The organism is Streptomyces sp. NPDC100445 (assembly GCF_044759735.1).
Classification (GTDB): domain Bacteria; phylum Actinomycetota; class Actinomycetes; order Streptomycetales; family Streptomycetaceae; genus Streptomyces.
On record NZ_JBIVZV010000008.1, the window covers coordinates 134,757 to 152,625 of the forward strand.

Consider the following 17,869-nt stretch of genomic DNA (forward strand, 5'->3'; position numbering starts at 1 on the left):
TGAGGGGGCGTAAGGGGGACTCCGCCGGCGGAGCGGGGGACGGGAGGTCACGACCCGGCGAAACGCTCCCGCAGTTCGACCTTGCGGACCTTGCCGGTGAGCGTCTTGGGCAGGGCCGCGACGACCTCCAGGCGCTCCGGGTAGAAGCGGGGGTCCTGGTCGGCCTCCTTCAGGTGGGCGCGGATGTCCTCCAGCGTCAGGGTGGCGCCGCCGCGCGGGACGGCGACCGCGAGGATCGGGTCGTCGACCGTGCCGTGCGGGCCGACGAGGGCGGCGTCCGCGACCTTCGGGTGCCGGGAGATGATCGCCTCCAGCTCGGCCATCGGTACGACGATCCCGTCCCGCAGGATCGTGTCCTTGGCCCGGCCCAGGATGCGGATGCCGCCCCGGCCGTCCTCCCGCGCCACGTCACCGGTGTCGAACCAGCCGTCCTCGGTGAGTTCGGCGTCGAAGACGTCCTGCTGCTTGTAGTAGCCGAGCGCCCGGGACGCGCCCCGCACCCGCAGTCGGCCCACCGCGGCCCGCCGGCTCGGGTCGTGGCACAGGTCGATGCGGATCTCCATGGAGTCGATGGGCCTGCCGTGGCTGTGCGCCGCCCAGTCCTGGTTGTAGTCCAGCCGGCTGATGGTCACGGGGCCGAACTCCGACATGCCCCACACCGAGTACGTGCGCGCTCCCAGCGTCTGGCGCAACTCGTCCACCAGCTGCTGGAGCACCGGTGCCGCGCCGGTGACGGTGTGGCGCAGACTGGACACGTCGTGCGGGTCGACCCGCTGGGCCCTGGCGACGCCGGAGAGCGTGGGTGGTGGGCCGTACAGCAGCGTGGCGCCGTACCGCTCGACCAGGTCCAGCAGGCCGGCGTGGTCCGGGCCGTTCTGGAAGGCGATCGTCCCGCCGAGCATCACCCCGGCGAGGACACCCTGGCCGAAGCCGGAGTAGTGCACCAGCGGGGTGGTGACGACGGCCACCAGGTCGTCACGGAGCAGGAAGGTGTCCACGTAGCCGCGCACACCCGAGTGCACCGTGTTCTGGCTGTGCACCACTCCCTTGGAGAACCCGGTCGTGCCGGACGTGAACAGCACCACGAACGGCTCGTCGGGACGCAGTTGACGGCCCTCCAGCTCGGCCGCGCGCTGCTTCTCCCAGGGGGTGGCCAGGAAGTGGTCGTGGAAGTCGACCGCGCCCTCGGGGGCGTGTCCGTCGACGACCACCACGTGCTCCAGCGGCAGTTCGCCCTGGAGGGCGGCGACGGTCTCCGCGAGCGGATAGCCCTCCCACTCCGGGACCGTGACGCACACCTTGGCCTCGGTGAGCGCCAGACGGTGGCGCAGCTCCTCCTCCCGGCAGACCGGCGCGATGGGGCAGATGACCGCGCCGACCGCCATGCAGGCGAACATCAGCGGCACCATCTCCCACCGGTTGGGCAGCTGCACGGCGACCACGTCACCGCGCCGCACGTCCAGTTCGAGCAGTGCCACGGCGAACCGGTCGGTCAGCCGCGCCAGTTCGGCGTAGTCGAGGGTGTCGGTGCGGGCCTCGTCGAGACGGCGCCCGGCGATGGCCAGCTTGCGCGGCCGCTCCCGCGCCTGGCGGCGCAGGTCGTCGAGGAAGGTCTCGTCCCGCCACCAGCCGCGCCGCCGGTACTCGGCCATCCGGTCCGCGGCCGACGCCGTGGCCAGGATGGCGGTGGTCGTCGAGGTCATCCCCGCTCCTTGCGCCGGGTCTCCAGCAGTTCGGGCAGCGGGTCGCCGGCGCGGGCGCCGGCTATCTCCAGCAGGTCCCGGGTGTTGCGGCGGACGCGGTCACCGATCCAGTCGAAGACCCACGCCTTGCGGGCGTCCGCCGCCAGGTCGAAGGGGACGACGCGGGTGACGGCCAGGGCGGCCGAGCCGGCACCCCCGATGTTGGCGATCACGCCCGGTACCAGCGTGGCGCCCGAGGCCCGCGCCTTCTCGCGCGCCTCGTCGCTGGAGGCGAGGTTCGCGCCCTCCACGACCAGGGCGGCCCGCAGCCGGTGCGCATTGCCGGCGTTCAGGGCGTACTTCTGTGCGGCCAGGACCAGCAGGTCGGCGTCGACGTCGAGCCAGGCGTCCGGCTCGGTGGAGACGGTGACGTGCTGCGGCAGCCGGGAGCGGTCGATCAGCCCGAACTCGTCGGTGACGGCGACCAGGTCGGCCACCGGGAGCCGGTCCGCGCTGATGGTGCCGTGCACGTCGGCCACACCGACGACCACGTGCCCGCGGTCCTCCAGGAACCGGGCGACGGCCCGGCCCACCGCGCCGAAGCCCTGCACCACGACCCGGGCGGGTCCGGTGCGGCCGCTCGCCTCCAGGGCGGTGACCGCCGCGACACCGACACCGTGGCCCGTGCAGTCGATCAGGGGCTCGTAGTAGGTGCGCCAGTCGATGGGCATGTCCGGCGCACCCAGCCGGTAGCGGGGATCGTAACCGGCCTCGTCGAAGAAGACGGCCCGGTCGGCGGGGGTGACGCCCATGTCGATGCCGAGGTGGATGCCGCCGTGCAGCAGCGGCTTGACGGTACGGCCGAAGGTGCGGAAGGTCTCCTCGCGGTCGCCGCCGTCGGAGACGATGCCGCCCTTCGCCCCGCCGATGGGCAGGCCGGCCAGGATGAACTTGTGCGTCATGTCGCGGGCGAGCCCGGCGACCTCCTCCTCGGTGACCCCGGCGGTCATCCGTACGCCGCCCATGGCCAGGCCGTCATGGAGGGAGTCGACGACGACCCAGCCCTTGAGCGCGCCGCCGCTGCCGTTGAGGTGCACGGTGAACGCCGGCGGCTGAGAGTTCTCCAGATCACTCATGGTCAAGTCAGGTCCTTTCCTGGGGTGTAGAAGGGCGGGACGGGTCCGCCCGCGGCATCACTGGTAGAGCTGGGCGAAGCCCCGCAGGATCTCCAGGCCGTCACTGCGGAACTCCAGGTGCGCCTGCGAGCCGAGGATCCGGCCGTCGTCGGAGCTCAGGAACTCCACCGGCGCGTGCTCGGACCGCCCGATGGAGCGGAAGCCGGCGGGCGCCTCACGGAGATAGAGGGTGTGCCGGTGGAAGACGGTCACCGTGGGCTTCACATGGGTGAAGAGCGGTTCCTCCTTGTCGACCTGGACGTCGAAGCCGCCGACCCGCTGGGGGCCCTCGGCGAGCCGGCCGCCCGCCGAGACCGCGAGGATCTGCATGCCGCCGCAGATCCCGAAGACCGGGACGTCGGCGGTCATCACGAGGTCGACGAGCGGCTTGTAGAAGTCGCGGTCGTAGGCCCGCACCTTGGTGCCGCTCAGGACGATCGCCTGGTGGCGGCCGTCGAGCCGGGCCGGCACGGAGGCCGCGTCGACCACGTCGGTGTCGGAGCCGAGCTCCTCGAAACGCCCGCGCAGCTGTTTCAGCGACAGCGTTCCGTTGTTGACCACGAGTACACGGGACTTCGCCACGCGCGTGCTCCTCACGTTCGGGTGATGACGGTGCCGGTGCGGGCGGCCAGCAGGTCCGTGACCGGCGCGCTGCCGATGACGACGCGTTCCACGCCCCGTTCCAGGGCCTCGCCGGCGGCCCGCAGTTTCTTGCGCATGCCTCCGGTCGCGCCCTTGTCCCGGAACTCGGCGGCGGCCCGCGCGGTGATCCGGGGCACCGGCTCGCCGTCGACGAGCAGGTGCGCCACGTCGGTGACGAGCACCAGGTCCCTCGCGCCGGTCGCGCCGGCGACGGCGGCCGCTGCCCGGTCGGCGTCGGTGTTCACCTCCTGCCCGGCCGCGTTGCGGGCGAGCGGGGTGACCAGGTAGGCGTGGCCGGGCTGGAGGTTCTTCAACGCGGAGGGGTCCACACCGGTGATCGGGCCGACGAGGTTCTCCAGCTCCACGAGCTGCTTCTCCCGCCACCACCAGCGCTCGCCCTCGCCCGCGCTGACGAGCCCGTCACTGCCGAGCAGCCGTTCCGCGGTGACCCCGCGCCGTTCGAGCCGCCCGAGGACCGACTCGGCCAGCTCGGCGCTGACCGTCTTGATGTCCTCGATGACCTCGGGCGTGGTCCAGCGGCTCTGGTTGCCGTACCGGTCGCGCAGGATCGCCGACGGCTCGTGGTAGCGGGCGCTGAGCCTCTTCAGCGGCTTGGACCAGCCGTGCACGAGGACCAGCGGCCGCTCCTGCGCGTGCCGGGCCAGGTCGTCCCACCAGGCGCCGGCGAGGTCGTCGAGGCAGCTGCCCCCGAGCTTCACCACGGTCGGTGTCCGCCGTGCGGTCGTCGCGCTCATGCGGGCATCACCGGCTGCATCGTCAGACCCGTCTCCTCGGGGAGCCGGAACCGCATGTTCATGGCCTGGACGGCCTGGCCCGCCGCGCCCTTGACGAGGTTGTCGAGGGCGGCGAGGACGACGATCCGGCCGCCCTCCTCGTCGTGCAGGACCGTCACGTCACAGAAGTTGGAGCCCAGGACCGCCTGCGGATCGGGCACCGGGATCAGCGTCTCGGTGTGGCGCCGCACCCGCACGAACCGGTGCCCCTTGTAGAAGCGCAGGTAGGCCCGCTGGAGCTCGCGGCCGTCCACCTCGTCGTCGGTGAAGACGTAGGCGCTGGCCAGCAGTCCGCGCACGTGCGACACCCCGTACGCCGACATCGTCAGCGAACCGACGGTGCCGGGCTTGCTGTGCTCCAGGAAGTCGCTGACCTCGGCGGCGTGCCGGTGCCCGGTGGGGGCGTACGGCGCGATGGCGCCGTTGCGCAGCGGGTGCAGGTCGGGGACGCGCAGCTGGAGACCGCCGCCGCTGGAACCGCTTTTGCCGTCCACGACCACGGTCCTCAGGTTCAGGCCGAGGCCGAGCGTCAGCGGGGCCAGCCCGAGGGTGATCGCCGTGGCGTAGCAGCCGGGCACGGAGATCAGCGAGGCGTCGGCCAGCTGGTCGCCGACGAGCTCCGGTACGCCGTAGACGAAGCGGTCGGCGAGTGCGTCCGACCGTGCGGCCTTGGGGTACCAGCGCTCGTGCAGCCGGCGGGTGCGGATACGGAAGGCACCGCTCAGGTCGATCACGCACGGCACGCGGTCGGCGAGGAGAGCGGCCAGTTCGGCCGAGGCCGGGGCGGGCGTGGCGAGGAACACCACGTCGCACCGCTCGGCCACGGCGTCCGCGGTGACGCGTTCGACGGTCAGACCCAGGTCGAGACGGAGCCCGGGATGCAGCTGGGCCGGGCGCCGGCCGGCGCTCGCGTTGCCGCCGAGGAAGGTCAGTTCGAGTTCCGGGTGCTGGCTCACCAGCCTGATCAGTTCACCGCCGGCCAGCCCGGAGGCGCCGACGATTCCCACGCGGATCATGCGAGTATCTCCTGGAGGTGACGGGCGATGGCCGACGGGATGTCCGCTCCCGTGGTCGACGCCACCCCTCGCCAGGCGGGGGCGTGGTTGACCTCGTTGACCAGGTGGCCCGACGGCGTCTTGAAGAGATCGACTCCGTAGATCCCCTCGCCGAGCCGGTCCACGACACCGTCGACGAGCTTCTGGACCTCGGGGTCGTGGGCGAGGGCGCGGCTCTGGTTGCCGAGCGCCGCGTTGCTGCGCCAGTCGGCCCCGGCGCTCTCGAACTCGGCCGCGGCGACGATCTCCCGGCCGACGACCAGGCAGCGGACCGAGCCGCCGCCCAAGTACGGCTCCACCAGGCAGGCCTGCTCGAAGGCGTGGCCGAGGTCCTCGACGTAGTCGTAGACGGACTGGGCCAGGTCGGCGTCGCGGACCAGGGTGACGCGCTTGCCCATCCCGCCGTAGACCGGCTTGAGCACCGCCGGCAGGCCCAGTTCGTCGAGCGCCCGGGTGAAGTCCTTGCGGGACAGGGCGAGCCGGAAGTCCGGCACCGGTACGCCGGCCGAGCGCAGCACGGCGCGCAGCACCAGCTTGTTCTCGCAGGCGTGGATGGCGGCGGCGGAGTTGAGGACGGGCACGCCGCCGGACTCGGCCAGGGTGGCGAGCAACCCGCCCCGGGTGTAGCTGCGGCTGCGGATCAGCAGGGCGTCGTAGCCGTCGACCGAGGGGTCCTGGACGTTCCCGAGGCACAGGGACTCGTCATTGACCCAGTCGACCTGGAGGCCCAGTTCGGGGGCGCGGCGGATGAGTTCGCGCTCTTCCCAGCCGACCCGGTCCGCGACGATGGCGACTCTCCGGGTCATCTCACTGGCCCCAGTCGCGCAGCTGCACCTCGACCATCTGGAGCGACAGCCGGCCGTCCTGGATGTCCTCCACGCGCAGCGTGAGCATGCACTCGGGGCAGGACAGGGTCTCGCCCTGGACCATCGGCGGCACGGTCAGGTCGGTCTCGCACTCGGGGCAGTCGCCGGTGAGGGTGGCGGTGGACATGGATCAACTCCGGTCTCTTCGTGGGATTCGGGGCTGGGGCGGGCGGGACCGCCCCGGTGTGGGGGAGTGGTTCAGACGGCCTGGAAGTCGACGGCGGCCTTGCGGATCGTGTCCCGGTCCAGCAGCGGACCGCCGGCGCGCTCCTGCCGCTCGGTGAGCCACGGGGTGAAGGCGTCGATGTCGACCGAGACACCCGAGTCGGTGAGCGCCCACTTGACGAGGGCGGGGGTGAGACGGGTGCGGACCCGCAGTTCGCGGGTGTTGCCGACGAGTTCGGCGGGCAGCGTCTCGTACGCCTCCGGGTGGGTGAGCTGGCCCGGCAGTTCGTAGGCGAAGGCGTGCGGGGTGGTCGGGCCGGACTGGAAGGCGTCGCCGAGACCGGCGCCCTTCAGGGCGACACGCGACAGCTCGGTGAGGTGGCTCAGGTCGAAGCGGGTGTCGCCGTGGACCACGCGCAGCGAGGTGAGCAGCTCGGCCAGCGGGGCGTTGCCGCCGCGCTCACCGATCCCGCCGACGGTCGCCGAGATCCACTGGGCGCCCGCGCGGACGGCGGCGAGCGAGTTGGCGACGGCCATGCCGAGCATGTTGTGCGAGTGGATCTCGATCTCGGAGCCGTCGATCGCGGTGAGGTCGGCGATGACCTCCTCCATCTGCCAGGGCGACAGGAACGCGACGGTCTCGGCGAGCCGGAACCGGTCGGCCCCCGCCTCGAAGCCGGCCGTGACATAGGGGACGAGGCGCTCCTTGGGCGTCCGGGCGCCGTCCTCGCCGCTGAAGGTGACGTGGAAGCCACGCTCCTTGGCCTGCGAGATCGCCGAACGGGCCAGGGTGTGAAGGAACTTGGCGCTGGGCGAGCCGAGCTTGAGCTTCGCGTGCTGCTCGGAGGTGGGGATCGAGTACATGATGTGGCGCACGCCGAGGCGTTCGGCCTCGTCGAGGGCCTTCGCGACCTGCTGGCGGTCGCGGACCACGACGAGCGTCATGCTGCGCTCGGGGCCGACGGCCTCATGGGTGGCGAGGACGAGGTCGGCGTCCTTGGAGCCCGGGCCGGACACCATGCCGACCTCGACGAGCTCGATGCCGGTCCGCACCAGCAGATCCGCGATGACCGCGGCGTCCTCGGGGCCGAACTCGACGCCGGCCATGTGCGCGGAGTCCCGCAGCGTTGCGTCGGACAGACGAGGCAGCCTCGGAAGGCTTCCCCCGTGCTCTTCTACTGCCATTGCGTTTTCCTCCTCCTTCTTGCAGGGCCGACAACCATGGTGGAGGGCGCCATGTCAGGAAACAACGGACCCTGTGTCAGAGCATTGTCAAGGACTGTGATGCGAGGTGAGCCGGGGTCAGTTCTGTGAATTCTCCGCAGGCTCGCCGAAAAATCTCGCATTCCCCCGGGGAACCATTCGAACGGCTGGCTATGGTGATCGGGCCCGTTTTCAGCATCTGGGAATGGAGAGTTCGAATGGAAATACCGCATTCCGCCGCAGGCGAGTGGGCCCGGGAGCTCGCCGGCCGCGTCGCGGGACCGACCGCCGCCGACCGCGACCGCGACCGCCGCTGGGACCCACGACTCTTCGCCGAACTGGCCGCGGCCGGGCCCGGCCCGGGCCTCGCCGGCCCGCTGGTACCGCGCGACCTGGGAGGCGGCGGCCTGTCCGCCGCACAGACGGCCGCCCTGCTGGCGGGACTCGGCGAGGGCGCCCGGGACCCCGGTCTCGCCCTCGTGTTCGCCGTGCACGCGGTGCTGGCCACCGTGCCGCTGCGGGCCTTCGGCAGCCCCCGGCAGCGCGAGCGGTACCTGCCCCGGATGGCGTCCGGCGAGTGGGTGGGAGCCCTGTCGCTCCAGCAGACCCAGGGCGCCTCCGTCACTCCCGCCGTCACCGCCCGGCCCGCCGCCGACGGCCCGGACGGCTGGGTGCTCACCGGTGAGTTGGACCTGGTCGCGGGCGCCCCCGTGGCCCGCCACTTCCTGATCGTCGCCGCCCACGACGACGGCGGGCGGACCGCGTTCGTCGTGGACCGGGCCACTCCGGGACTGAGCGTCGGCGAGGCGGGCCCGGCCGCGATGCCGACCTGCCCCTGGGGCCGGCTGGTCCTGGACGGCTGCACGGTGCCCGGCACCGCGGTGCTGGGCACCGTCGGCGGCGCCGCGGACGAGGTGGAACCGCTCCTCGCGGCGCTGGACTGGGTCTTCTCCGGGGCGCCCTGGCTCGGTCTGATCCGCGCGCTGACCCGGGACGCCGTCGACGGCGCCCGCGAACGCCGGCTCTTCGGCCGGCCGCTCCACCACGACCAGTCCGTCCGCTTCACCCTGGCGGACCTGGCCGCGCGGTGCGAGCTGGCCGAGGGGATGCTGTACCGGGCCGCCGCGCAGTTCGACTCCGGCGGCCGACCCTCGCACCAGGACGCCGCCGCCGCCCGGCTGTTCGTGGCGGACGCCGTGCGCACGGTCACCGAGGCGGCCGCGCGCCTGTCCGGGCCGCTCGGCCTCGACAGCGGCAGCCTGACCGGACGGGCGCACCGCGACGCGCTGTTCTTCGCCGGCACCGGGGGCGGCACCGAGGTGCTGCGACCGGTGATCGCGGCCTCCCTGCTGGAACTCGGCTGACCATGCCCGACTCGAGGAGCGCTGACGACATGACCAGCACCACGACCAGTGCCGGTGACACGACCGGCGGCATCACCGGCGGCATCACCGGCGGGGCGAGTGGCGAGGCGGGCCGCGTCCGGCCCGTGCCCGAATTCCCGGGCATCGCCGCCCGGGCCGCCCGCACCGACGCGACGGGCCGCATACCGGCCGAGAACTGGAAGGAGCTCATCGACAGCGGCTACCTGCGGCTGTTCCACCCGCCGGAGGTGGGCGGCACAGGCGCCGACGGCCTCGCCCAGGCCGACGCCATGGAGGCACTCGCCCGGGCCTGCCCCGGCACCTACTGGGCGGCGACCGTGTCGGCGCTGCTGTGCGCCAAACTGATCTCCACCTACGGCGACCCGCGCGACCACGCACCGCTGCTGCGCTCCCTGCTGTCGGGGGAGCGGCTGGCCGCCTTCGCGGTGGTGGAGCGTACGGCGGGCAGCGACGCCGGCACCTACCGCACCACGGTGCGCCGCGCCGGGCCGGCCGGCGCCGGCTTCGTCATCGACGGCGAGAAGTCCAGGATCACCAACGCGCCCGTCGCCGACCTGGCCGTCGTGCTCGCCCGCCGGGACCGTCCCGCGGGGGACGACGGCCCGGACTGGTGCCTCGCCTTCGTGGACCTGCACCAGCGCGGCGTCGAGCGGTACGAGATCCCGCACATGGGGCTGCGGGGCATGCCGTGGGGCGGGATCGTGTTCACCGGCGCCCACATCGCCGAGACCGACGTGGTGCCGGTGCCGTTCGGGGAACTCGCCGAGGGCATGGCATGGGGCTGGCTGAAGAACTCGTTCGCCGCCATCGCCGTCGCCGAGTCCGCGCTGGCCGCCTCCGTACGGCATGCCCGGGAACGCGTCTCGTTCGGCCGGCCGCTGGCGCACATGGAGGGCGTGCAGGCCCAGCTCGCCGACTCCCGCGCCCAGATCGACGCCGCCCGGCTGCTGGCCCGCCGGGCCATGTGCGAGCGTTTCGCGGGCCGTTCGGCACGGGACCTGATCGCCATGCTCAAGATCTACGCCACCGAGATGGGCGTCGAGGTCGTCGCGCGGGCCGTGCAGATCCACGGGGCGTCCGGGGTGACCCAGGGGCACGAGGTGGAACGCCTCTACCGCGACGCCCAGATGAACGTCATCGGCGGCTTCACCTCCAACCGGCTGCGCGAGCAGGTCGCCGAGGGCATCGGCCTGGGGCCGGCGGTCTACAGCGCCTTCGACTGGGTCGCGCCGGCCGGCCTCGGCCGGGACCCGGCGGGGCTCGACGGACCGGCGTACGCGGTCGGGGCGGTGTCGTAACCGGTCACCGGCCGGTCCGGCGCGCCCCCGCGGGCCCGTCCCCCTTTTCGGGGGGGCGGGCCCGCGACGGTTCACCGCGCTGTTTCTCAGCCGTGTCCCATGCGGTAACCGACACCGCGGACGGTGATGATCCAGGAATTGGCGCCGAGTTTCGCCCGCACGCTGCGCACGTGGGTGTCGATCGTGCGACTGGAATCCGCCCACGTGGTTTCCCAGACCCGTGCCATCAATTCCTTGCGTGATACGACGCAACCGGGGGTCGCGGCAAGGGTGTGCAGTAATTCGAATTCCTTGGCGGTGAGGTTCACCGGCCGGTCGTGCAGGCGGATCTCACGGGTCTTGCTGTCGATGCGCAGTGGGCCGAGGCAGAGGGTCCCGGGCTGTTCCGACCGGGGCCGGGCCCGGCGCAGCACGGCCTCGATGCGCGCCAGCATCTCGCGCGAGCCGCACGAGGTGACCACGCAGTCGTCCGCCCCGGCCTGGAGGGCGAGCACCCGGTCCAGTTCGGTGTTGCGGGCCGTCACGGAGATGATGGGCTTGTCGCCGGCCTCGCGGATCGACCGGCAGACCTCGAGTCCGTCGATGTCGGGGAGGTCGAGGTCGAGCAGGACCAGGTCCGACTGCTGATGGCTGCTCAGCGCCTCGGCCCCGGTGTCGACGCTCCTCGCGAAATATCCCTGCCTACGCAGCTCGCGCACCCTCGCCTCGGCCGTGCCGGCGTCGTCGCCGACCACCAGGACGCGGGTGGTGTCCGGTTGCGCTGCGTGCACTGCCATCGCTCCCCCTTCCGCACGCCAGACTTCCCATCAACAAAAGAACACACGTCCTGTTATTTGTACAGCCAATCACTCCCATCAAAACTGGGCAATCAGGGCATTCAACGCAAAAATTTGCGTCGCGATGACTTCATGATTGGGGTAGATACGATATGTACGCCATATCGGTCAGTCGAAAACAGAACGCTGAGGGGTTATGCTCACTCGTCAACAGCCGCCGGGGGGTCCGGGTGGCTGTGTCGATCACGTTGCGTTTATGCCGCAGTCAGGTGGAGCATGGCGTGCGATGCTCTCGTCACGCCGTAGTACGGGGGTACACCAATGCAAAGTAAGCGAGCCTTGAACGCGCAACGGCTCCGGGTCGTCACCCGGAGCCGCCGACCCGGACCGTTATCCGGGACCATGTCTCACTCCTGTTCGGGGGCCTGCTGCCCGTCGTTCTCCCGCAGGAGCCGCTCCGCCCGGTAGGGCGACAGGTCGAGCTTGGCCAGCACCACCGGGGTGACGATGCTGGGGAGCAGCAGCTGGTACAGCCCCGCGATCTCCTGGGACAGGTCCAGCTTCTCCTCCAGGACCTCCGTCACCAGCTGCACTCCGGTCCACGCGCCGACGACCGCCCGCGAGACGGCGGCGGGGTCGGCGTGCGCGAGCAGCTCACCGTTCTCCTTGGCCTCGCCGAGCAGTTCGTGTCCGACGGTGACCCAGTCCGGCCACCGGGTGCCGAACAGCCTGCGCGCCTTGGGGTCGACGGCCAGCCGGACGGCGGCCCGCAGTATGGGCTCCCTGGGCAGCCGGTGGGCCAGCAGCAGCCCCAGGTCCACCCACTCCTGAAGCTTGAACGCCTGCGGACTGAGCCCCTCGCGGGTCACCGCCTCGTCCAGCACGGCGCGCGCCATGTCCTCCTTGGAGGCGAAGTGGAAATACAGGGCCCCCCGGGTCAGTCCTGTCCGCTCGACCAGTGCGGCGATCGTCGCGGCGTCGTACCCGACCTCGTTGAACAAGCTCGCCATGTTTTCCAGGATAAGTTTGCGGGTGCGAATTGCCCTGTCTTGCCTCACCAGCCTGCACCTTCCAGTAGTCCCTAGGTCTGGTCCTCAGCACTCACCAAATGACCACCTATGAGTAACCGACTAGCCGTTACTTTATCAGCGCGACGCCCTCGAACAGACTCCGCATTCGAGGGCGCGTCGCAACGGGGGGAATCCGTGTTCAGTGCCGTCGAATCCACGCAGCCCGCGTCCCATGAAGCCCGATCCACGGCGAAATTGGGGGAGTACACCCATCTCAGACACATATCGGCGATTCTCGTCAGCAGCTGGCGCCGGGAGAGACCGGACGTCTTCACGGTGACCGCCCACTGGCCCGAGCACCACGGCCCCGGCCCGTACGACCCCCGGCTCCTGGCGCAGACGGTCCGGCAGAGCGGACTCCTCGTCGCCCACGCCGAGTACGGTGTGCCGACCGGGCACCAGACGCTGCTCAACAGCCTCAAGATCACGACACAGCCCGGCTTCCGGACCGCCGGAGCCTGCGACTTCGAGGTCGACATCACGGTGACCCGGCGCGCCAGGCGGTGCGCCCTCGGCATGCGGTTCCGCATCCGGCGGGGACACGCCACCGTGTGCCTGGCGGAGACCGAGTTCGGCTGGGTGTCCCCGGCGGCCTACCGCCGGATGCGCGGCCGGCACCTCACCGTCGACTGGGGCGAGTGGCCTCTGCCGGCGCCGATCGGCCGCCACCTGGCCGGCAGGGCCGACGACGGCGACGTGCTCCTGGCGGCCGGGACGGCCGGCCACCGGTGGCGGCTGCGCAACGACGTTTCCAACACCCTGCTCTTCGACCACCCCGTGGACCACGTCCCCGGTCTCGTCCTCCTGGAGGCCGCGCACCAGGCCGCCCGGGCCGCCGCGGGCCCGGAGCCCGTCGAACTCACCGACGTCGCGATCGACTTCGAGCGGTACGTGGAGTTCGACGAGCCCTGTTGGATCGACGCCCGGCGCCTGTCCACCCTGGTGCCCAACTGGTACGCGGTCGCCGTCACCGGACGCCAGGGCGGAGAAGTCGCCTTCGAGGCGCGGCTGAGCGGACTGCGGCCGCTGTCATGACCGGGGGCGGCGGCGGACGGGCGGGACCACCGCCTGCCGCCGCCCTCGGCGACCGTCGTCAGTGGTTGACGAACCCCCCGTCCACCGGCAGGACCGTGCCCGTCAGGAACGGACAGCGATCGCTGAGCAGCCAGGCCGCGGCCTGCGCGATCTCCTGCGGCTCGGCCGTACGCCCCTGCGGCGTCAGGGAGTTGGCCAGCTGCTCCATGCCGGGATTGCGCGCGAACCAGTCGACGGTGATCTCACTGCGCGTGGTGCCCGGGGCCACCGCGTTCACCCTGATGCCCTGCTTCGCGTACTCGTCCGCGGCCGCCCTGGTCAGTCCGACGACCGCGTGCTTCGAGGCGATGTACGGCGCGGCGGCGGGGATGGCCACCAGACCGGCCACACTGCTGTTGTTGACGATCGAGCCGCCCCCGCGCGGCAGCATCGCGGCTATCTCGTGGCGCAGGCAGTTCCAGATGCCCCGCACGTTGACGTCCATGATGGTGTCGTACACGTCGTCCGTCATCAGGTGCAGCGGAGTACGGTCCCCGCCGATCCCGGCGTTGTTGAAGGCCCCGTCCAGGCGTCCGTACTCGGCCACGGCGAACTCCACCGCGCGGGCCGCGTCGGCGGCGACCGACATGTCACCCACCACGTACGCCGCCTCGGCCCCCTTCTCCCGCAGTTCGTCGCCGAGCGCGGCCAGCCGGTCTTCCCGACGCGCCGCCAGCACCACCACCGCCCCCTCCTGACTGAACACCTTCGCCGCCGCGGCGCCGATGCCACTGCTCGCTCCGGTGATGAGGATCACTTTGTCCGCTAGCAGATCGCTGTTCATAGGCGCAGTGTCTCAAGTAGCCCTGAAATCAGGGCCGTTGTTCCACACCGCGGACCCGCTCCCGACGCGGCCACCACGGCACCCCGCCGTTCTCGCCCTGGAACGGCGCGCCGAACCCCGGCCGGTCCGGACGGATCACCGCCCGGAGTCCTGGGTGAAACCGAGGAGCGTGCTTGACGTCATGTGGGGTGAGTGATTGAGTACTCACATGAAGACGGAGCGCCGCCAGTTGTCCACCGCCCAGGACCGCCGCGAGACGGTGCTGCGTACGGCCATCGGGGCGTTCGCGGCCCGCGGTTACTACGGGACCACCACCACGGAGGTGGCCAAGGCCGCCGGCATCTCGCAGGCCTACGTCTACCGGCTCTTCCCGAACAAGGAGGTGCTGTTCACCGCGGTCGTCGAACACTGCTTCGTCCGGGTCCGCGCAGCCCTCGAAGCGGGCGCGGCGAACGCCGAGAGCGCCGCCCCCGAGGCGGTCCTGGCCTCGATGGGCGACGCCTACGCCCGCCTGATCAGCGACAACGACCTCATGCTGGTCCAGATGCACGCCCAGGCCGCCGCCGTCTCCGAGCCGGCGATCAGGGAGGCGGTGCGGGTGGGCTACGCGCGCACCGTCGAGTACGTCCGCAGCGCCTCGGGGGGTGACGACGAGCAGGTCCAGCAGTTCTTCGCGGTCGGCATGCTCTGCCACCTGCTGGTCTCCATCGACGCCGAGGCGGTCTCCGCCCCCTGGACCCGGACCCTGACCGCCGGGATCACGCACTACTGACACGATCCGTCGGCAGGCGGCGGCCACTCGTCGGCGTGACCCGTGGCCGCCCTTTTTTCGCCCCGGCATGTGAGTGGTCAACCACAAACTACGTCCCAAACTATCGCCCCGTACGACAAGGAGCACTTCCATGAACGACTCCCGCCCCCGCGTCGCCGCCGGCACCACCCTCACCGAGGCCGTGCTGCCCGGCGTCGTCGCCCCGGACGGCATCCAGATCCGCACCCGGCCCGTTCGCCCGGCCGGTCCCGGACAGGTCGTCCTGGCGATGGAGGCCGCCGGGATCTCCTTCGCCGAGCAGCAGATGCGCCGCGGCAAGTACTACGACCAGCCGCCCTTCCCCTTCGTCCCCGGCTACGACCTCGTCGGACGGGCCGTCGACGTGGGGGAGGGCGTGTCCGCCGAGCTGCTGGGGCGGCGCTTCGCGGTGCTGACCAAGACCGGGGCCTGGTCCAGCCACGTCACCGTCGACGCCGCGGACCTGTGCGCGGTGCCCGAGTCGGTCGACTCCGCCGAGGCGGAGACCTTCGTGGTCAACGGCATCACCGCCTGGCAGATGCTCCACCGCCTCGCCAAGATCCGTCCCGGCCGGACCGTCCTGGTGCACGGAGCGAACGGCGGTGTCGGCTCCACCCTCGTCCAGCTCGCCCGCATCGCCGGCGCCCGGGTCGTCGGCACCGCCTCGGCCAAGCACCACGACGCGGTCCGGGCGCTGGGCGCCATCCCCGTGGACTACCGCGCCCCCGACCTGGAGCACCTGCTGCGCGGACACGCCCCGCAGGGCTACGACGCGGTCTTCGACCACGTCGGCGGCGAGGGCATCGTCGCCTCCTACCGCCTGCTCGCCGCCAAGGGCACCCTCGTCTCCTACGGCACCGCCTCCACCCGTGACGTGCGGGGCTCGTCGAAGGCGCCGGTCCTGAAGCTGTTCGGCCGCCTGATGCTGTGGAACGCGCTCCCCAACGGCAAGGGCGCGCACTTCTACAACATCTGGGCCGGACGCCGCCGGCCCGCCACCTTCCGTGCCGCGCTGCACGCCGATCTGACCCAGGTCCTCACCCTCCTCGCCGACGGCCGGCTGGTCCCCCAGGTCGCCGCGCGCGTCCCGCTCGCGCAGGTCGGGGAAGCGGTACGGCTGGCGGAATCCGGCACCGTGGTCGGCAAGGTCGTCCTGGTGCCGTAGCCACACGGGTCGCGGGCCCGTCGGCGAGAGCGGGCAGGGGGACCGCCGGGCGGGGCAACCGGACCTGTCGCACTCTTTCGGGGCCGGGGGAGGCTCCCCGCCTGTGCCGCGCCCGCCCGATCCGGACCGTCGGGCGCGCCCTTCCACCGGCGAAGCCCCGGACCCTTCCGCGCAGCGACGGTCGGGCCGCCGTCGCCCGGAAGATACGTAACGGATCTACGTAGACGCACGGTTGACGCCTACGGAGGCTGCTCCGAGGCTCGTGCCCATGACTCCACTCACCCCCGTGTCGCCCGAGGTCGCCGACCTGGCCGCCCGCCATCGGCTGGGGGCGCCGCAGCACGCGTTCGCACCGCAGCGCCTCCGTCGGGTGGTGTTCGCCGCCCATGTCTTCAACTGCCTCGTGCTCGCGGCCTTCTTCCTGCTTCCCGGACTGCTGTACTACTGGTTCTCGATGCGCCGTTTCCCCGACTTCAGCCGGAGGCGGGCCGCCCAGCGGCTGCACCTGTTCGAGGAGGGACTGGTCGTGCACCCGCCGTCCGGCGGCGACCCGCTCGCCCTGCGCTGGGACGCGCTCCAACTCCAGCAGGACATCGTCCAACTGCTCGTCAACGGCGTCCCCGCGCGCACCAAATACGCCTACACGGCCGGCGTCCCCGGCCGGGGATCGGTGCGGATCACGGAGTTCTACGAGGATCCCGACGTCTGGGGCCCCTTGATGCAGGACGCGGTGGCGCGCGCGCAGCGAGCGGCCGTGCTGGAGACGCTCCGCGCGGGCGGCACGGTCCCGTTCGGGGTGCTCTCGCTGTCCCGTACGGCCGTGCACGCCGCCGGGCAGGGCGGGCTGCCCTGGCCGAGGGTCCGGGAGGTCCGTGCCGAGGGTGGTCTGGTCCGTGTCATGGCGACCGATCCCGCGGGCGACACCGTCCGTTGGTCGAACCATCTGGTCAGGGACATCACCAACCTGCACCTGTTCCTGGTCGTCGCCCACAGTCTGCGCGAGCAGTCCGCCACCTGACGGCGCAGGTCGTGCTGCCCGCCCGTTCACTACGTAGCGGCTTGCGTGTTTCCCCTGATCCGCCCGCGACCGCGCTGTGCGAGGGTGGTCACGCCGTCGGCCGCAGGCGGGCCGGCGCCGAGGGGAGGGAACATGTGGTCGTCCCGGGGGCGGGGAGCCGCCCAGGACGTCGTGGGGCTCACGGGGGCAGGTCTGCGTGCGGTGGGGTGGGGTACGGGCGCGCTGCTCGTCCTCGGCTCACTGGCCGGCTGCGGCAGCGGGGACGGGAAGGCGTCCGCCCACGCCGGGGCCACGCCGTCGGCGGAGGCGGAGGCGACGAACGGGCCGGGGGACTACCGTCCGCCGAAGGACCTCTGCCCGAAGGTCGACTTCGGACCGCTGACCGCCGCCGTCGCGCCCAGGGCCGGACTGCCGAAGGGGGAACGGACCGGTTCCGACCCGGCGAGCGCCAGCGGCGCCGCCTGTCTCCAGGGCTTCAAGGCGGCCGGGACGAAGGTGGACGGCCGTTCCGTCGTGTACTGCACCGCGTGGAAGGACGTCGCCGCCGCGGTCAAGCAGTACCGGTACCGGCTGTCCTCGGCCCCGCGGGAGGCCCGGGGCCCGGTGGTGCGGGAGAAGGGCCTCGGCCGGGAGGCCTTCCGCTACGAGAACGTCAAGGAGGCCGCGCCGTTCGTCAGCGACCTCCGGCTCGTGGTGCGCGACAGCAATCTGGAGTGCGAGGTCCAGGTGCAGAGCCTGGTGCCCCTGACGGACCAGCGGGTCAAGGCGGCCTGGCCCGCCATGGCCACGACCGCCCGCACGCTGCTGCCCGAGCTACGGCCCTGACCGGCGTCCCGGAGTGGAAGGGGCGGCCGGAGCGGCCGGAGTGGAAGAGGCGCCCGGGGCAGACGGAGCTGACGGGGCGGGCCATCGGGCGGCCCGGCCGTC

Annotated in this window: 18 protein-coding genes; 7 read left to right on the plus strand and 11 right to left on the minus strand. The window is 71.9% G+C overall.

Features of this window, described 5'->3' with window-relative positions; translation table 11 throughout:
* Window positions 1–47 precede the first annotated feature (47 nt).
* The 8 genes from ACIQVT_RS20255 to ACIQVT_RS20290 form a co-directional block, all read right to left on the minus strand.
* The gene (locus ACIQVT_RS20255; protein WP_403755237.1) at window positions 48–1,703 is read right to left on the minus strand and encodes an AMP-binding protein; all 1,656 of its coding nucleotides are present in this window, start codon (window positions 1,701–1,703) and stop codon (window positions 48–50) included.
* A complete protein-coding gene (locus tag ACIQVT_RS20260; RefSeq protein WP_403755240.1) occupies window positions 1,700–2,818 on the minus strand; it encodes a Glu/Leu/Phe/Val dehydrogenase dimerization domain-containing protein in 1,119 nt (372 codons plus the stop codon). The genes ACIQVT_RS20255 and ACIQVT_RS20260 overlap by 4 nt, the downstream gene beginning before the upstream one ends.
* Window positions 2,819–2,875: 57 nt before the next feature.
* Window positions 2,876–3,439 (minus strand): type 1 glutamine amidotransferase, encoded by a 564-nt coding sequence (locus tag ACIQVT_RS20265; RefSeq protein ID WP_403755243.1) that lies wholly within the window; start codon window positions 3,437–3,439, stop codon window positions 2,876–2,878.
* 11 nt (window positions 3,440–3,450) lie between these two features.
* A complete protein-coding gene (locus ACIQVT_RS20270) occupies window positions 3,451–4,254 on the minus strand; it encodes an acetylglutamate kinase (RefSeq protein ID WP_403755246.1) in 804 nt (267 codons plus the stop codon).
* Window positions 4,251–5,309, minus strand: a complete 1,059-nt coding sequence (argC, locus tag ACIQVT_RS20275; RefSeq protein WP_403755250.1) for an N-acetyl-gamma-glutamyl-phosphate reductase — start codon at window positions 5,307–5,309, stop codon at window positions 4,251–4,253. The genes ACIQVT_RS20270 and argC overlap by 4 nt, the downstream gene beginning before the upstream one ends.
* Window positions 5,306–6,154, minus strand: a complete 849-nt coding sequence (locus tag ACIQVT_RS20280; RefSeq protein ID WP_403755253.1) for a RimK family alpha-L-glutamate ligase — start codon at window positions 6,152–6,154, stop codon at window positions 5,306–5,308. Before ACIQVT_RS20280 ends, argC begins: the two co-directional genes overlap by 4 nt.
* A gap of 1 nt (window position 6,155) precedes the next feature.
* On the minus strand, window positions 6,156–6,341 hold the full coding sequence (locus tag ACIQVT_RS20285; protein ID WP_403755256.1) for a lysine biosynthesis protein LysW: 186 nt from the start codon (window positions 6,339–6,341) through the stop codon (window positions 6,156–6,158).
* A 71-nt stretch (window positions 6,342–6,412) separates the two neighbouring features.
* On the minus strand, window positions 6,413–7,564 hold the full coding sequence (locus ACIQVT_RS20290; RefSeq protein WP_403755259.1) for an isopropylmalate synthase: 1,152 nt from the start codon (window positions 7,562–7,564) through the stop codon (window positions 6,413–6,415).
* A gap of 236 nt (window positions 7,565–7,800) precedes the next feature.
* Between ACIQVT_RS20290 and ACIQVT_RS20295 the strand changes: the two genes are divergently transcribed.
* Window positions 7,801–8,946 (plus strand): acyl-CoA dehydrogenase family protein, encoded by a 1,146-nt coding sequence (locus ACIQVT_RS20295; RefSeq protein ID WP_403755262.1) that lies wholly within the window; start codon window positions 7,801–7,803, stop codon window positions 8,944–8,946.
* A 29-nt stretch (window positions 8,947–8,975) separates the two neighbouring features.
* Window positions 8,976–10,265 carry an acyl-CoA dehydrogenase family protein gene (locus ACIQVT_RS20300; RefSeq protein WP_403755265.1) on the plus strand — a complete coding sequence of 430 codons (1,290 nt, stop codon included), beginning with the start codon at window positions 8,976–8,978 and terminating at the stop codon, window positions 10,263–10,265.
* An 86-nt stretch (window positions 10,266–10,351) separates the two neighbouring features.
* Here the strand turns inward: ACIQVT_RS20300 and ACIQVT_RS20305 are convergent, their stop codons facing one another.
* Together ACIQVT_RS20305 and ACIQVT_RS20310 are read right to left on the minus strand one after the other, a co-directional pair.
* Window positions 10,352–11,041, minus strand: a complete 690-nt coding sequence (locus ACIQVT_RS20305) for a winged helix-turn-helix domain-containing protein (protein ID WP_403755267.1) — start codon at window positions 11,039–11,041, stop codon at window positions 10,352–10,354.
* Window positions 11,042–11,448: 407 nt separating this feature from the next.
* Window positions 11,449–12,099 carry a ScbR family autoregulator-binding transcription factor gene (locus tag ACIQVT_RS20310; protein WP_403755270.1) on the minus strand — a complete coding sequence of 217 codons (651 nt, stop codon included), beginning with the start codon at window positions 12,097–12,099 and terminating at the stop codon, window positions 11,449–11,451.
* Between the two features lie 147 nt (window positions 12,100–12,246).
* Here ACIQVT_RS20310 and ACIQVT_RS20315 point away from each other — a divergent pair, with 147 nt between their 5' ends.
* Window positions 12,247–13,146, plus strand: coding sequence for a ScbA/BarX family gamma-butyrolactone biosynthesis protein (locus tag ACIQVT_RS20315; protein ID WP_403755273.1), 900 nt, complete (start codon window positions 12,247–12,249; stop codon window positions 13,144–13,146).
* A 58-nt stretch (window positions 13,147–13,204) separates the two neighbouring features.
* Here ACIQVT_RS20315 and ACIQVT_RS20320 read toward each other — a convergent pair whose 3' ends face one another.
* Window positions 13,205–13,969 carry an SDR family NAD(P)-dependent oxidoreductase gene (locus ACIQVT_RS20320; RefSeq protein WP_403755276.1) on the minus strand — a complete coding sequence of 255 codons (765 nt, stop codon included), beginning with the start codon at window positions 13,967–13,969 and terminating at the stop codon, window positions 13,205–13,207.
* A 208-nt stretch (window positions 13,970–14,177) separates the two neighbouring features.
* Between ACIQVT_RS20320 and ACIQVT_RS20325 the strand changes: the two genes are divergently transcribed.
* From ACIQVT_RS20325 to ACIQVT_RS20340, 4 genes are all read left to right on the plus strand, one after another.
* A complete protein-coding gene (locus tag ACIQVT_RS20325; RefSeq protein WP_403755279.1) occupies window positions 14,178–14,741 on the plus strand; it encodes a TetR/AcrR family transcriptional regulator in 564 nt (187 codons plus the stop codon).
* 130 nt (window positions 14,742–14,871) lie between these two features.
* Complete coding sequence (locus tag ACIQVT_RS20330) at window positions 14,872–15,924, plus strand: medium chain dehydrogenase/reductase family protein (protein ID WP_403755282.1); 1,053 nt, start codon at window positions 14,872–14,874, stop codon at window positions 15,922–15,924.
* A gap of 268 nt (window positions 15,925–16,192) precedes the next feature.
* Window positions 16,193–16,942, plus strand: coding sequence for a DUF6585 family protein (locus ACIQVT_RS20335; RefSeq protein WP_403755284.1), 750 nt, complete (start codon window positions 16,193–16,195; stop codon window positions 16,940–16,942).
* 132 nt (window positions 16,943–17,074) lie between these two features.
* The gene (locus ACIQVT_RS20340) at window positions 17,075–17,767 is read left to right on the plus strand and encodes a hypothetical protein (RefSeq protein ID WP_403755288.1); all 693 of its coding nucleotides are present in this window, start codon (window positions 17,075–17,077) and stop codon (window positions 17,765–17,767) included.
* Window positions 17,768–17,869: the final 102 nt, after the last annotated feature.

Coding starts and splice junctions, on each gene's coding strand:
- ACIQVT_RS20330 (WP_403755282.1), top strand. CDS start 14,872: ATGAACGACTCCCGCCCCCGCGTCGCCGCCGGCACCACCCTCACCGAG.
- ACIQVT_RS20340 (WP_403755288.1), top strand. CDS start 17,075: ATGTGGTCGTCCCGGGGGCGGGGAGCCGCCCAGGACGTCGTGGGGCTC.
- ACIQVT_RS20305 (WP_403755267.1), bottom strand. CDS start 11,041: ATGGCAGTGCACGCAGCGCAACCGGACACCACCCGCGTCCTGGTGGTC.
- ACIQVT_RS20290 (WP_403755259.1), bottom strand. CDS start 7,564: ATGGCAGTAGAAGAGCACGGGGGAAGCCTTCCGAGGCTGCCTCGTCTG.
- ACIQVT_RS20300 (WP_403755265.1), top strand. CDS start 8,976: ATGACCAGCACCACGACCAGTGCCGGTGACACGACCGGCGGCATCACC.
- ACIQVT_RS20280 (WP_403755253.1), bottom strand. CDS start 6,154: ATGACCCGGAGAGTCGCCATCGTCGCGGACCGGGTCGGCTGGGAAGAG.
- ACIQVT_RS20335 (WP_403755284.1), top strand. CDS start 16,193: ATGACTCCACTCACCCCCGTGTCGCCCGAGGTCGCCGACCTGGCCGCC.
- argC (WP_403755250.1), bottom strand. CDS start 5,309: ATGATCCGCGTGGGAATCGTCGGCGCCTCCGGGCTGGCCGGCGGTGAA.
- ACIQVT_RS20255 (WP_403755237.1), bottom strand. CDS start 1,703: ATGACCTCGACGACCACCGCCATCCTGGCCACGGCGTCGGCCGCGGAC.
- ACIQVT_RS20285 (WP_403755256.1), bottom strand. CDS start 6,341: ATGTCCACCGCCACCCTCACCGGCGACTGCCCCGAGTGCGAGACCGAC.
- ACIQVT_RS20320 (WP_403755276.1), bottom strand. CDS start 13,969: ATGAACAGCGATCTGCTAGCGGACAAAGTGATCCTCATCACCGGAGCG.
- ACIQVT_RS20325 (WP_403755279.1), top strand. CDS start 14,178: ATGAAGACGGAGCGCCGCCAGTTGTCCACCGCCCAGGACCGCCGCGAG.
- ACIQVT_RS20295 (WP_403755262.1), top strand. CDS start 7,801: ATGGAAATACCGCATTCCGCCGCAGGCGAGTGGGCCCGGGAGCTCGCC.
- ACIQVT_RS20260 (WP_403755240.1), bottom strand. CDS start 2,818: ATGAGTGATCTGGAGAACTCTCAGCCGCCGGCGTTCACCGTGCACCTC.
- ACIQVT_RS20270 (WP_403755246.1), bottom strand. CDS start 4,254: ATGAGCGCGACGACCGCACGGCGGACACCGACCGTGGTGAAGCTCGGG.